Origin of the sequence: Celeribacter sp. (assembly GCF_048261515.1) — a bacterium.
In the GTDB taxonomy this organism is placed as follows: domain Bacteria; phylum Pseudomonadota; class Alphaproteobacteria; order Rhodobacterales; family Rhodobacteraceae; genus Celeribacter.
In genome coordinates this window covers 207,478-220,362 of sequence record NZ_JBLXFZ010000002.1, presented here as the reverse complement: position 1 = coordinate 220,362, position 12,885 = coordinate 207,478, and the positions used below count along the sequence as shown (strand labels likewise).

Genomic DNA, 12,885 nt, shown 5'->3' with positions numbered 1-12,885 from the left:
GTCAGGCTCCTGCCTCTATCGCGGGATCGTCGTCACCTTCGATCCACATCACCACACCACCCGAAAGCGTGGCATCACCGGAAATCGAGCGGCTGAAAAGTGCCACTTTGCTGAAGGGAATGGACACTTCGGAGACGACGTAATCGCCATCCACATGCAAATCTATGTCGTAATTCTCACCATTGGCGAGCTTGCTACGCAGGGCCTCGGCGGCCTCTTGCGGAGTGCGCTGCCCCACAGAAACCATCCGCGCTCCGTCCCGCGCCACTTCATAGAGGTGCCCTTGATGGTTCATGAGAATGGTCGCGTCTGTGGTCAGCATCATGAACCCCGTCATGACGGGCAGCCATAAGACATGTTCGATTGTCGCGGAACCATTTTCAGAACGACAATAACTCGTTACGTGTTTACAGATACTTGCGAGTGCTTTGTGCACAATTCCACTCCTCGATACAGGGGATTGATCCCCTTCTTCTGCGTTCAGGGAATTGCCCCAAGCGCATGCCACTAAATACCTGCCCGAGTGCCGCTCCCAACTGTAGCAAACGCGAATCTGCGACCGCCAAGGAAAGACACCAAAGCCCTTTGGAAAGGGATTTCCCCGATAAACATGACGCAATGCGGACGCAATTGTGGCATTTGAAAGGGATTTTCGCCGAGGAATACGGCTACAGGCGACACAATTTGTTTTTGAAAAGCCAATTGTTTCGAAAGCGACAACAAATAGCGTTGAATGAACGGCCTTCATTAACCTTCAGCATAAAACCGCGATGCTGCGCTCCCTGAGATGTCTAGTGGCCCATGACACCCTGTCGGTGCCTTTGATCTTGAAAACCATCCCGCCTGCGCCTAAATAAAACCTGTCGGAGCAATCCGACTATGGGCATAAACGCGCATGTAATAAGCGGATCGGACCCGGGGGCGGTACCCGGCGTCTCCACCAAACCTCCCTCATTTGGGGATCATGGGGACGAAATAGGATCGACGGACGTGTAAAGATGTAGCTTTGTCTCGGTGAGATACCACCGTTATCGGTTCACTAAAGCTAGTTGCAAATGACAACAAAGCTCCGATGGCTCTGGCTGCGTAAGCAGTTCGAAACATCGAAATCTAAGCCCTTTCGCCTAGCAGCGTAAGGCGGGGTTCGCAGGCACCTGGCAACAGAAGCCTGCACTTCCCCCCCTCTCAGAATGTTCCGAAAGTTCATCGTCCGCGCGGCGAATGTCGAAAGAACGCCTGACGCCGACCTGAGGCGAGGCGCGCGGGTGCCCGACACTTGCCCGACACTTGCCCGACAGATGTCCGACGGATAGCCGACACGGGTTTTCGGCCTGTCCGCACGAAGCATCCACGCCACCTTTTCCCCGCGCCTCTAATCCCTTATTGCCGTAAGCCTCTTTTCATCGAAACAGAATCCCCTATGGTAAGGGGGTCGACAACGAAAGGATGCACGCGATGGCGAAAAGCATCGACTACGGCAATCTGATGCATGATGCGATGCGGGGCTTGATCCGCAAAGTGCTGGAAGGCGTTCAAAGCGACGGTCTTCCGGGCGAGCACCATTTTTTCATCACCTTTGACACGATGCATCCCGACGTGGAGCTGGCCGACTGGCTTTCTGATCGCTATCCCGAAGAAATGACGGTGGTGATCCAGCATTGGTTCGACAACCTCACCGTGACCGATGACGGCTTCGCTATCACGTTGAATTTCGGCGACAATCCCGAACCGCTCTACATCCCCTACGACGCGATCCGCACCTTTGTTGATCCATCTGTCGAGTTCGGACTTCGGTTTGAGACGCAGGAAGTCGAAGACGAAGACGGTGACGATCTCGAAGAGGCCGAAGAGATCACCCCAGATTTCTCCGCCAAGGGTGATGACGACACGCCCAAGGATGACGCGCCGAAAGAGGCGGAAATCGTTTCGTTGGACAAGTTCCGTAAATAGCGCGGCGGCTCTATGCCCCGCGTTGGCGATTTTCTCCCTTAATCCACAGGTTTAGCGCAAACAACACACCCTGTATGCGCCTGTATACATTGCCTTGCCCTGCGCGAGCGCGTATAGCCATGCCCGACAGTGATATCCATCAAGGGAGAGAGCCCCGATGACCCAGACCCGCACTGAAACCGACAGTTTCGGCCCGCTTGAAGTTCCTGCCGACAAATACTGGGGCGCGCAGACCCAGCGGTCGATCATTAACTTCCCTATCGGCTGGGAACGCCAACCCGTTCCGATCATCCGTGCGCTCGGTGTGATCAAAAAGGCCTGCGCCATGGCCAACAAGGAAATGGGCAATATGGAAGCCGAGATTGCCGATGCGGTAATCGCAGCGGCAGGCGAAGTCATCGAAGGCAAATTCGACGACAACTTCCCGCTCGTGGTCTGGCAAACGGGGTCTGGCACCCAGTCCAACATGAACGCCAACGAGGTGATCTCCAACCGCGCGATTGAAATGCTTGGCGGCGAGATGGGATCGAAATCTCCCGTCCACCCCAACGACCATTGCAACATGGGTCAGTCGTCCAACGACACCTTCCCCACGGCCATGCATGTGGCCATTGCGATGCAGGCCCGTGACGTTCTGCTGCCTGGTCTGAACAAACTGGCCGCTGAGCTGGAGAAGAAGTCCGAAGCCTTCAAGGACATCATCAAGATCGGCCGCACCCATACGCAGGACGCCACCCCGCTCACGCTGGGTCAGGAGTTCGGTGGCTACGCCCATCAGGTTCGCAAGGGCATCGAGCGCGTGGAAGCCAACCTTGGCGACATCTACGAACTTGCACAGGGCGGCACTGCCGTCGGCACGGGTCTGAACACGAAGAAAGGCTGGGCCGAGAAGGTCGCCGCCAATATGGCCGAGATCACCGACCTGCCCTTCGTAACCGCGCCCAACAAGTTCGAGGCACTGGCCGCCCATGACGCGATGGTGCAATTCTCCGGCGCTCTGAAAACCGTCGCCGCATCGCTGTTCAAGATCGCCAACGACATCCGCCTGCTTGGCTCTGGGCCGCGCTGTGGTCTGGGCGAATTGATCCTGCCCGAAAACGAGCCGGGGTCGTCGATCATGCCGGGCAAAGTAAACCCGACACAGGCCGAAGCCCTCACAATGGTCTGCGCGCATGTCATGGGCAATGACGCCGCCGTGGGTTTTGCTGGCTCACAAGGGCACTTCGAGTTGAACGTCTACAACCCGATGATGTCCTATAACGTGTTGCAATCCATGCAGCTTCTGGGAGATAGCGCCTCGGCGTTTACCGACAATATGGTGGTGGGCATCAAAGCCAACGAGCCGCGCATCGAGAAACTGCTGCACGAAAGCCTGATGCTTGTGACCGCGCTGGCACCGACCATCGGCTACGACAACGCCACCAAAGTTGCCAAGACCGCGCACAAGAACGGCACCACCCTGAAAGAAGAGGCCATCGCACTCGGCTTTGTCGATGAAAAGACCTTCGACGAGGTGGTCCGTCCCGAGAAAATGATCGGTCCCAAAGACTGATCCGTCGCGGATTTGGATATTTGAAAACAGATGAAGAAAGGGCGCCTCAACGGGCGCCCTTTTTCGTAATGATCTGTCGGAGGTTTCTACGCCATAGCGGCGGACTGCGTGCCCGCTCCGCGCTTGCGGCGTGTCCCCAAAGCGCCAAGACCCAAAGCGCCCGCCAGCATCAACGCGGTCGCGGGAAGTGGCGTTGTGGGAATATTGGGCACGGTCAGGCTGTCACCGACATAGACAGTGAGTTCGCCCGAGTTGTCGATCGGCGTGCCATCCCAAGCGAAGAGGAAAAGGTTGCCATCCGACTGTGCGGTGCCCGAATAGGAGGTGCCGATGGAGAAATAGGAAGAGCCACCAACACGGCCCACAAGTGTGCCTGTACCCGCCGTAAGACCGTTATTGGAATAGGTCAGAAGCGGATCGCCATCGGCGTTGGTCGAGATCAGGCCACCACCAAAGGACCACAGGGCATCGGGATCGACGGCAATCGAAAACTCGCTGCCGTAGGGCAGATAGATGCCAGTATCGAGCCCGTCCGTCGGCGACCAGCCTGGGGTTGCCGTTGCATCGATGGTGAAATCCACCGTCAGCGCATGGGCGGGCGCGGCGCTCATGGTCGCACCAAGGGCGGCAAAGGCAAGCGCGGCGGCTTTCGAGGCGTATGTCCAACGGATTTTCATAGCACTGGCTTTCGGTATCATGCGGCCCAGAGGCACGCTCATAGTTAACACGAGCCAAACGGATGCCCTGATAAAACGGCAGGATTGTGACGCTCCTATGGTTTCTTGTGGCATCAGACCCGCCTGCTGCGTTAGGCTTGCCTTATGAGCAAGGTCACAAATCTGCGCCAGTTCCGCAAAGAAAAGGCCCGCCGCGAGAAACGCGCGAGCGGTGAGGAAAACGCCGTGCGCTTCGGGCGCAGCAAGGCGCAAAGGACGGTTGAAGCCTTCGACGCGGAACGCGCCAAGGCGACCCTCGACGGCGCGAAACGAGACAACGAGAGTGTAATCGATGCAGACGGGGCGTCCGAGGAATGAACGCGCGGCCTGTCAAACGCTCCCTCACCCTACGTGGCCACCGCACATCAGTGTCGCTCGAAGACCCCTTCTGGCGCGCCTTCCGCGACATTGCGCAAGCACAGGGCAAACCGATCAACGTGCTGGCCGCCGAGATCGACGAGGGGCGCGGAGTGGATGCGGGTCTGGCCTCTGCGATCCGCGTCTACGTCTTGGATTACTATCAGAAAATCGCCCAAGAGCGCAGCTGAGAAACGCCCGCGAGCCGAAGGGATTTCTTGAACGCGCCCTGCCCCAGTCGCCCATCCAGCACCGCGGCAGGATCACGCGCGGCCTGCCGCAAAACGGGCAATTGCATCATGGCGTCGATCATCGGAGCGCGGGCTTCTTTCGACAGGCCACGCAGGTTTTGCGCGCCCCATCGTCCTTGATCCAACGCCTCTTTCGCCAGTGCCTGAACCGCCTCGGGACGCCCATCCACCAGCGGAATACGCCCCGCATCCTGCAAGGCTGGAATGGCCGCGAGATACCGCCCGACCGCACCAGCAAGCCCCAATCGGTTAAGCGCCTTGGCGTGGCGTTCATCCGCACCGAGCAGGCGCGCGGCGACATGCATCGGGATGGCATAGGTGGCATGGAGATAGCGTTTGAACGCGACATCATCCTCATGCGGATCGCGGTAGATATCCCACTGCCGTGCGGTCACGCTCTCATCAAGCGCCGCCGCCGCCGCCCCGTCCAGCACACCATGCAAAGGGGCCGCGACCTCATGGGCCCTTGCGGTCTTGCCCTCTTGAATTTCCGTCAGAACATCTCGCCAGAACTGCAAACGCATCTCCGCGATCATGCTTTCCTTCGTCACCCACGGCGCTTTCGCGACCTCCAGACAGAAGGCATGGATCGGGAAAAGCACCTCACGTGCGGGCACAGGCGCGGCCATCGTCGCGCGGAAACGGTCCTCGTCCATCCGTTGCACCATCTCGGCGCAGGCTTGCACAGACATGGGTTACTCCGCCCCGAGGGCTGTCGCCCCGTCGCGCACCAGTTTCCACAGGATCGCGTCGAGCAGTGCCTCGAAACTGGCATCGATAATGTTCGACGACACACCCACAGTGGACCATCTCCGCCCCTGTCCATCCTCATGGTCGATAATGACACGGGTGCGGGCTTCGGTGCCCCCTTGGGTGATACGCACCTTGTAGTCCACCAGTTCGATGTCCTCGATATAGTGCTGATAGGGGCCGAGATCCTTGGCCAGCGCCTTGGACAGGGCGTTGACGGGACCACCGTCAGAGCCGTCCTCCATGATGCCTTCCGAAACCGACAGGTGCCGTTCTCCCTCGATGGAGACAACAACCGTGGCTTCCGACAGATGGCTCATCCTGCCACGCGCATCGCGGCGGCGCTCGATCGTGGCGCGGTAGCGTTCGACCTCGAAGAATTCGGGCATCTGGCCCGTTTCGCGGCGCGCTTCCAATTCGAAAGACGCCTGCGCCGTGTCGTAGGAATAGCCCTCGCTCTCGCGCAGTTTGATGCGATCGAGAATGCGCGACAGGGCCTCCTTATCGGCCACGTCCAGCCCCATATCGGCCAGTCTCGACCGCAGGTTCGACGTGCCCGCCTGATTGGACATCGGCACGATCCGCGTGTTGCCGACCACTTCGGGCGCAATGTGTTCGTAGGTCGTGGGGTCTTTGAGGATCGCGGAGGCGTGAAGCCCCGCTTTATGCGCAAAGGCCGAGGCCCCAACATAAGGCGCGGCGCGTTGCGGCACGCGGTTGAGAATGTCGTCGAGCATCCGCGATGTCTGCACCAACCCCGAAAGCGCCTCACGGCTCACGCCCGTCTCGAAAGTGGAGGCATAGGGTTCCTTGAGCAGAAGCGTCGGGATCAGCGTTGTCAGATTGGCATTGCCGCACCGCTCACCCAAACCGTTGAGCGTGCCTTGCACCTGACGCGCACCTGCGTTGACGGCGGCCAGAGAATTGGCCACGGCGTTGCCCGTGTCGTCATGGGTGTGAATGCCAAGGCGGTCGCCCGAAATGCCGCTTTCGATGACAGTTCTCGTGATCTCGTAGATCTCGTCAGGCAGCGTCCCGCCGTTGGTGTCGCACAGCACGATCCAACGCGCGCCCGCGTCATAGGCGGCGTGGAGGCATTTGAGCGCGTAATCGGGATTGGCCTTGTACCCGTCGAAGAAATGCTCGGCGTCAAACAGCGCCTCGCGCCCCTGCGCCACGATGTAATCGAAACTCCGCGCGATGTTATCGAGGTTCTCGTCGAGCGTGATGCCGAGCGCGGTGGTGACGTGGAAATCATGGGTCTTGCCCACGAGGCAGACGGATTTGGTCCCCGCATTGAGCACCCCTGCCAGCACCTCGTCATTCTCCGCCGAGCGCCCTGCCCGCTTGGTCATACCAAAGGCGAGGAAGGTCGCGCGGGTTTTGGGTGGGGCGTTGAAAAACTCGGTATCGGTCGGGTTCGCGCCAGGCCAGCCACCCTCGATATAGTCGATGCCGAGCGCGTCGAGGGCGGAGGCAATCCGGTGCTTTTCGTCGGAGGAGAATTGCACGCCCTGCGTCTGCTGCCCGTCGCGCAGGGTGGTGTCGAAGAGGTAAAGGCGGTCTTTGGAGGAAGTCACAGCAGACCCTCCAGTTTGGAAGCGTCGAAATTCGGCCCCGCGTCAAGATCAACGCCCGTCTTGGACATACGCACCTCGACACCTGCGTCGATGAGTGCGGTTTTCAGAGCGTCCACAGCGGAGAAGTCTTTGGTTTCCATTGCGGTGGCGCGGAGGGCGGCGAGTTGGTCGGCAAGTTCTGAAAGCTCTTCTTTTTCAGATTCGAGTATCTCGTTCCACATGTCTACGCTCACAGTATTCAGACCTAGGAAATCAAGCCCCGCAAGCAACCCCGAAATATCCCCAGCATTAGCAAGTCGGCGCAATTCTGAAATTGCTCGCGGAGTGTTTAAATCGTCTGCAACTGCGTCGAGGACCTCGGTAGGAACATTATCCGACGCGACATTTTCCCCGCGCATTTTATGCCATTTTCCAAGTTCAGCGAGAGCCCGCTGAGCCTTCTCCGCAGTCCAATCCATCGGCTTGCGATAGTGCGTGGAGAGGAACACAAAGCGGATCACTTCACCCGGCACGGGGGCTTGGCCATCATGGCCATCGAGCAAATTCCGCACAGTGAAGAAATTGCCCAAGCTCTTGGACATCTTCTTCCCCTCAACCTGCAACATCTCGTTGTGGAGCCAGTAATTCGCAAACCCCTGCCCGTCCTCGCATCCGGACGCGCAGCAGCTTTGGGCGATCTCGTTCTCGTGGTGCGGAAACATCAGGTCGTTGCCGCCGCCGTGAATGTCGAAGGTTTCGCCCAGCCGGTCTTTGGCCATGGCGGAGCATTCGATATGCCAGCCCGGACGCCCCCGCCCCCAAGGACTGTCCCAGCCAGGAAGGTCGTCGGAGGACGGTTTCCACAGCACGAAATCCATCGGGTTGCGTTTGTAGGGTGCGACTTCGACCCGTGCGCCCGCGATCATGTCATCGATGGTGCGGCCCGAAAGAGCGCCGTAGGCTTTGTAACTTTCCACGGCGAAAAGCACATGCCCCTCGGCGGCGTAGGCATGTCCTTTCTCGATCAGCCCTTCGATCATCGAGATCATCTGCGGGATATATTGCGTGGCCCGCGGCATGAAATTCGGATCAAGCGCCCCGACCGCACGCATGTCTTCAAGATACCATTGCGTTGTCTCGTCGGTAATCTCGCGGATCGACCGCCCGCTCTCCGCCGCCCGCGCGTTGATCTTGTCATCCACGTCGGTGAAATTGCGCACGTAGGTCACGTGATCCTCGCCATAAACATGGCGCAGAAGCCGATAGAGCACGTCGAACACAATCACAGGCCGCGCGTTGCCGATATGGGCGCGGTCATAGACCGTGGGTCCGCAGACATACATGCGCACATTGTCGGGATCGATGGGAGTGAAAACCTCCTTGCGGCGGGTCTTCGAATTGGTGAGCTTGATCGTCGTCATGAATGTTCCTCGGGCGTGTCCCCGCGGGCTTTATCAGCTTCACTTGTCAGAGAAAAGAGACCGAACCCGCGCGACAGATGTCAGCGGATAATGCAGCAAATAATGATGGCGCAACGGTTGGTCATGGGTCGCACCATAAAGCGCGATTTAGCCCTTGCATAGCCCTTCGTGCAAAGGCCACCCTTGCCGCGACAGAATGCCCAAAGCAAAAGGCCCTCCGCCCGTGACAAACACAGCGCCTCGCCCGAACCGCGATCCGATCCACGATCTCCCCGAAGGGATCGGGAAACTGCTCGAAATCATGCGCCGCCTGCGTGACCCCGAAACGGGGTGCCCGTGGGATATCGAGCAGGATTTCTCGACGATCTCCCCCTACACCATCGAGGAGGCCTATGAGGTCGATGACGCGATTGCGCGGGGCGATATGGAGGATTTGAAATCCGAATTGGGCGATTTGTTGTTCCAGTCGGTGTTTCAGGCCCAGATTGCCGCCGACAAGGGATTGTTCGATTTTCACGATGTGGCCGCGACCATTTCCGAGAAAATGATCGAACGCCACCCCCATGTCTTCGGCTCCGAGAGCAACGAGAAATCCTCCGAGCAACAGACCCGCGACTGGGAAAAGGTCAAAGCCGCCGAACGCGAACGGCGCGGCGAGACACGCGTGCTTGACGGTGTGGCCATGGGGTTGCCCGCCCTCATGCGGGCGCAGAAATTGCAAAAGCGCGCCGCAAGGGTCGGATTCGACTGGCCCGATGCCTCCCATGTCCTCGACAAAATCCGCGAGGAAGCCGCCGAATTGGAAGAGGCCCGCGACACGCTCACGCAGGCAGAAGTCTTCGAGGAATTCGGCGACCTGATGTTTGTCATGGTTAACCTTGGCCGCCATATGGGCGTGGATGCCGAGGAATCCTTGCGCGCTGCCAACGCTAAATTCACACGCCGCTTCAATGCGGTAGAGGATCGCCTTAAGAAAATGGGCAAAGCGCCGACTGACAGCGATCTGACCGAGATGGACGCGCTCTGGGATGAAGTGAAGGAAGAGGACAAGGCGGGGAAACTCTAGCCTCGCTTGCCCCCGCGTATGAGTTGGGTACGCCGGCAAAAAACTATGACAATTCAATTCCTGATTTTTTTAATCAGCTATTGACCCGACAAAATCACTCGGATTAAAACGCCTCAAACGAACAGGAGGCTATTCCATGAAACTCGCCAAACAACTTCTCGCCACCGCCGCCACGCTGGCCGTCGCCGCGCCTGCGCTGGCTGATGTCAACGTCTACTCCTACCGTCAGCCCGAACTGATCGCGCCGCTCACCGACGCTTTCACCGAGGCAACAGGTATTGCCGTGAACGTGGCCTATCTCGATTCAGGGATCACCGAGCGCCTCGTCGCCGAAGGAGACCGCTCCCCCGCAGATGTGATCCTGACCGTGGACATTTCCCGTCTGGCTGAAGCTGTGGACGCAGGCGTAACCCAACCGATCCGCACCGAAACCCTTGAAAAGAACGTGCCTGCCGAATTCCACGACCCCGACGGCCACTGGTGGGGTCTCACCACCCGCGCCCGCGTTGTCTACGCATCGAAAGAGCGCGTCGCAGATGGCGAAATCACCACTTACGAAGATCTCGCCGATCCGAAGTGGAAAGGCCGCATCTGCACCCGTTCGGGCACCCATGTCTACATGCTCGGCCTGACCTCCGCCTACATCAAGCACCACGGTGAAGAAGCCGCGAAAGAATGGCTTACGGGCCTCAAAGACAACCTCGCACGCAAGCCCCAAGGCAACGACCGCGCGCAGGTTAAAGCGATCTGGGCGGGCGAATGCGACATTTCGCTGGGCAACACCTACTACATGGGCAAGATGCTTCAGGACGAAGAGCAGGCCGAATGGGCCAACGCCGTGCGCCTTGAATTCCCCGTGTTCGAAGGTGGCGGCACCCACGTGAACATCTCTGGCGTATCCCTCACAAAAGCCTCGAAGAACGTTGACGAAGCCACGCAATTCATTGAGTTTTTGACTTCCCCCAATGCGCAGGAAATTTACGCGGAAGCCAACTACGAATACCCGATCGCGCCAGGCACCAAAGCCATCGACCTCGTCGCGGGCTGGGGCACATTCGAGGCTGACGGGCTGAATCTGATGGAAATCGCGGCCGAACGTGGCACGGCCCTGCGCCTGACCGAAGAGGTTGACTACGACCAGTAACGCCCCCTCGCGTTGAGAGACACCCGTTGCTTAGGATGACAACGGTTGCGCGCCGCCTCCGACCTTGGTCGGGGGCGGTTTTTCATGGCAGATGCTAATCGCTTGGAACTCGCGAAATTCACCGATTGACAGATCGTGAATCGCCCGTCATGTTCGTGCGTATGAAACACGCAACTGCCATGACCACGTTTTATTGGACCGATCTCACATAGAGAGCGGCCCGTTAGTCATGGAAACACGAAAGGCCGCCTCGGGGCGGCTTTTTTAATGATCAAATGTCTCCTCGTGGCGCGCGAAACAGGAGACAGACAAATGACAGCCCACCCTCAAGCGCTCACAGCGCCGACCCCGATCAACACCACAACACCCGCCACAAACAAGGCGGGTAACTCCGCCACCGTGCGCCCAGCCCAATGGGCAGATAAAACCGCCCTTCTGGACATGATCCGCGCGCTGGCCGAACACCACGGCGATGCGGCAACGCTCGACCTGCCCGCGCTTGTGCATCTGCTCAAGGCGGACATGCCGTGGTTGCGCCTTCTGGTGGCGGAACGGAACGGCATTGTCGTGGGTTACGCGGGCCTTACAGGCGGGATGCGCTTGCAATTCGGGCAACGGGTGATGGACCTGCACCACCTTTTCGTGCGCCCCGAACATCGCGGAACGGGCGTGGGTCGCGCCCTCATCAACGCCAGCATCGAGGCCGCACGCACCCATGGCTGCGCCCGCCTGACCGTCGGCACGTCAGACAGCAACACCGCCGCGCAGAGCGCCTACATCGCCTGCGGGTTCACGCCGCTGCCAATGACCGGAAAACGGTTCAACCTCGCGCTTGATGAGGCGGAAACCGATGTCCGTACTCAGGTTGAGGCAGCAGTGGTATAGGCGCGCCACGAAAAACCCCTGCGCCATGAACCACGGCGCAGGGGCAAATTCTCGGTCTCGGAGCCGCGCTTAAAGCGTGATGACGTCCACTTTTTGACCCTTCACAGCGAGACCAACCTCACCGTTACACAGGCGCAGCGCATCGTCGCCGAAAACCTCGGCGCGCCAGCCTCTGAGTGCGGCAACTTCGCGTTGACCCGCCGCAATCAGGTCGAGATCGGAGGCCGTCGCAATCATCTTCGCCGCGACATTGTAGGTGTCCGATTTAGCCTTGAGCAGAACACGCAGCATGTCGGCAAGCGCAGGATTGACCTGCAACTTCTCACGGCTGGTGTCGGGAATAGGCATTTCGGAAGGCGCATAGTTCGCAGCGCGCGCCACGGCGGCGAGGATACCTTCGGCGATTTCCCCCTTGCGCGCCTCCCGCAAAAGCAGGCGCGAACGTGACAGATCCTGCACCGTCTTAGGCTTGGTCGAGGCCAGTTCCAACAGCGCATCATCCTTATAGACACGGTTGCGCGGCACATTGCGCGATTGGGCATATTCCTCACGGAAGGCAGCCAATTCCTTGACCGCGGCGAGAAATTTTCCGCTGTTCGTGCGCGTCTTGACCCGCTTCCATGCGTTTTCGGGCTCGATCACATAGGTCTCTGGCGACGTAAGGACTTCCTCCTCCTCCTCGACCCATTTCTCGCGACCCGTTCGTTTGAGTTCGGCGGCGAGGAATTCATAGATCACCCGCAAATGCGTCACATCGGCCAGAGCGTAGGTCTCTTGCGCAGGCGTGAGCGGACGGCGCGACCAGTCGGTAAAGCGCGAGGTCTTATCAAGGCTCTCCTTGGCGATCTTGCGCACGAGAGTTTCATACCCCACCTGCTCGCCAAAACCACAAACCATAGCGGCCACCTGCGTGTCGAACAGAGGCTCGGGGATGACATTGCCCTGAATGTAGAAGATTTCCAGATCCTGACGTGCGGCGTGGAAAACCTTCACCACCGAGGTGTCGCGGAAAAGTTCGTAAAGTGGCGCGAGGTCAATGCCCTTGGCGAGCGGATCGACCAGAACGGCGTCCTCCTCGGCGTCACCTGGAACGGCGAGTTGCACGAGGCAGAGTTTGGAATAATAGGTCCGTTCACGAAGGAATTCGGTATCGACCGTCACGTAAGGGTGATTTCGGGCGCGGTCGCAGAAGGCAGCAAGGCCCTCGGTCGTTTTAATTGTGATCATATTTTGT

13 protein-coding genes and 1 other RNA gene are annotated in these 12,885 nt (G+C 59.0%); 8 read left to right on the top strand and 6 right to left on the bottom strand.

Features of this window, described 5'->3' with window-relative positions; translation table 11 throughout:
* Nucleotide 1: 1 nt before the first annotated feature.
* Nucleotides 2-748, bottom strand: coding sequence for a TadE/TadG family type IV pilus assembly protein (locus tag ACN0SC_RS05930; RefSeq protein WP_417248738.1), 747 nt, complete (start codon nt 746-748; stop codon nt 2-4).
* Nucleotides 749-823: 75 nt separating this feature from the next.
* Between ACN0SC_RS05930 and ssrA the strand changes: the two genes are divergently transcribed.
* The 3 genes from ssrA (at nt 824) to fumC (ending at nt 3,502) form a co-directional block, all read left to right on the top strand.
* Nucleotides 824-1,175, top strand: a transfer-messenger RNA (tmRNA) gene (gene ssrA, locus ACN0SC_RS05925).
* A 280-nt stretch (nt 1,176-1,455) separates the two neighbouring features.
* Nucleotides 1,456-1,950, top strand: a complete 495-nt coding sequence (locus ACN0SC_RS05920) for an SspB family protein (protein ID WP_417248737.1) — start codon at nt 1,456-1,458, stop codon at nt 1,948-1,950.
* Between the two features lie 157 nt (nt 1,951-2,107).
* A complete protein-coding gene (gene fumC, locus ACN0SC_RS05915) occupies nt 2,108-3,502 on the top strand; it encodes a class II fumarate hydratase (RefSeq protein WP_417248736.1) in 1,395 nt (464 codons plus the stop codon).
* 86 nt (nt 3,503-3,588) lie between these two features.
* Here the strand turns inward: fumC and ACN0SC_RS05910 are convergent, their stop codons facing one another.
* Nucleotides 3,589-4,179: a hypothetical protein gene (locus ACN0SC_RS05910; protein WP_417248735.1), complete on the bottom strand. Its 591-nt coding sequence runs from the start codon at nt 4,177-4,179 to the stop codon at nt 3,589-3,591.
* A 144-nt stretch (nt 4,180-4,323) separates the two neighbouring features.
* Here ACN0SC_RS05910 and ACN0SC_RS05905 point away from each other — a divergent pair, with 144 nt between their 5' ends.
* Nucleotides 4,324-4,536 (top strand): DUF4169 family protein, encoded by a 213-nt coding sequence (locus ACN0SC_RS05905; RefSeq protein ID WP_417248734.1) that lies wholly within the window; start codon nt 4,324-4,326, stop codon nt 4,534-4,536.
* Complete coding sequence (locus ACN0SC_RS05900) at nt 4,533-4,766, top strand: ribbon-helix-helix domain-containing protein (RefSeq protein WP_417248733.1); 234 nt, start codon at nt 4,533-4,535, stop codon at nt 4,764-4,766. Before ACN0SC_RS05905 ends, ACN0SC_RS05900 begins: the two co-directional genes overlap by 4 nt.
* On the opposite strand, the gene ACN0SC_RS05895 is transcribed toward ACN0SC_RS05900, so the two are convergent.
* From ACN0SC_RS05895 to cysS, 3 genes are read right to left on the bottom strand one after another with little or no spacing between them, the layout of a single operon-like run.
* Nucleotides 4,739-5,518, bottom strand: a complete 780-nt coding sequence (locus tag ACN0SC_RS05895) for a squalene/phytoene synthase family protein (RefSeq protein ID WP_417248732.1) — start codon at nt 5,516-5,518, stop codon at nt 4,739-4,741. The two genes, ACN0SC_RS05900 and ACN0SC_RS05895, sit on opposite strands and share 28 nt — an antisense overlap.
* 3 nt (nt 5,519-5,521) lie before the next feature.
* The gene (gene cimA / locus ACN0SC_RS05890; protein WP_417248731.1) at nt 5,522-7,156 is read right to left on the bottom strand and encodes a citramalate synthase; all 1,635 of its coding nucleotides are present in this window, start codon (nt 7,154-7,156) and stop codon (nt 5,522-5,524) included.
* On the bottom strand, nt 7,153-8,556 hold the full coding sequence (cysS, locus tag ACN0SC_RS05885) for a cysteine--tRNA ligase (protein WP_417248730.1): 1,404 nt from the start codon (nt 8,554-8,556) through the stop codon (nt 7,153-7,155). Before cysS ends, cimA begins: the two co-directional genes overlap by 4 nt.
* Nucleotides 8,557-8,779: 223 nt before the next feature.
* On the opposite strand from cysS, the gene mazG reads away from it, so the two are divergent.
* The 3 genes from mazG to ACN0SC_RS05870 all read left to right on the top strand — a co-directional run bounded on the left by mazG (nt 8,780) and on the right by ACN0SC_RS05870 (nt 11,651).
* Nucleotides 8,780-9,622: a nucleoside triphosphate pyrophosphohydrolase gene (gene mazG, locus ACN0SC_RS05880; protein ID WP_417248729.1), complete on the top strand. Its 843-nt coding sequence runs from the start codon at nt 8,780-8,782 to the stop codon at nt 9,620-9,622.
* A gap of 136 nt (nt 9,623-9,758) precedes the next feature.
* Nucleotides 9,759-10,766, top strand: a complete 1,008-nt coding sequence (locus tag ACN0SC_RS05875; RefSeq protein WP_417248728.1) for a Fe(3+) ABC transporter substrate-binding protein — start codon at nt 9,759-9,761, stop codon at nt 10,764-10,766.
* A 312-nt stretch (nt 10,767-11,078) separates the two neighbouring features.
* A complete protein-coding gene (locus tag ACN0SC_RS05870) occupies nt 11,079-11,651 on the top strand; it encodes a GNAT family N-acetyltransferase (RefSeq protein WP_417248727.1) in 573 nt (190 codons plus the stop codon).
* Nucleotides 11,652-11,720: 69 nt separating this feature from the next.
* Here ACN0SC_RS05870 and rnd read toward each other — a convergent pair whose 3' ends face one another.
* Entirely contained in the window at nt 11,721-12,878 is a 1,158-nt protein-coding gene (rnd, locus tag ACN0SC_RS05865) for a ribonuclease D (protein WP_417248726.1), read from the bottom strand.
* Nucleotides 12,879-12,885 lie beyond the last annotated feature (7 nt).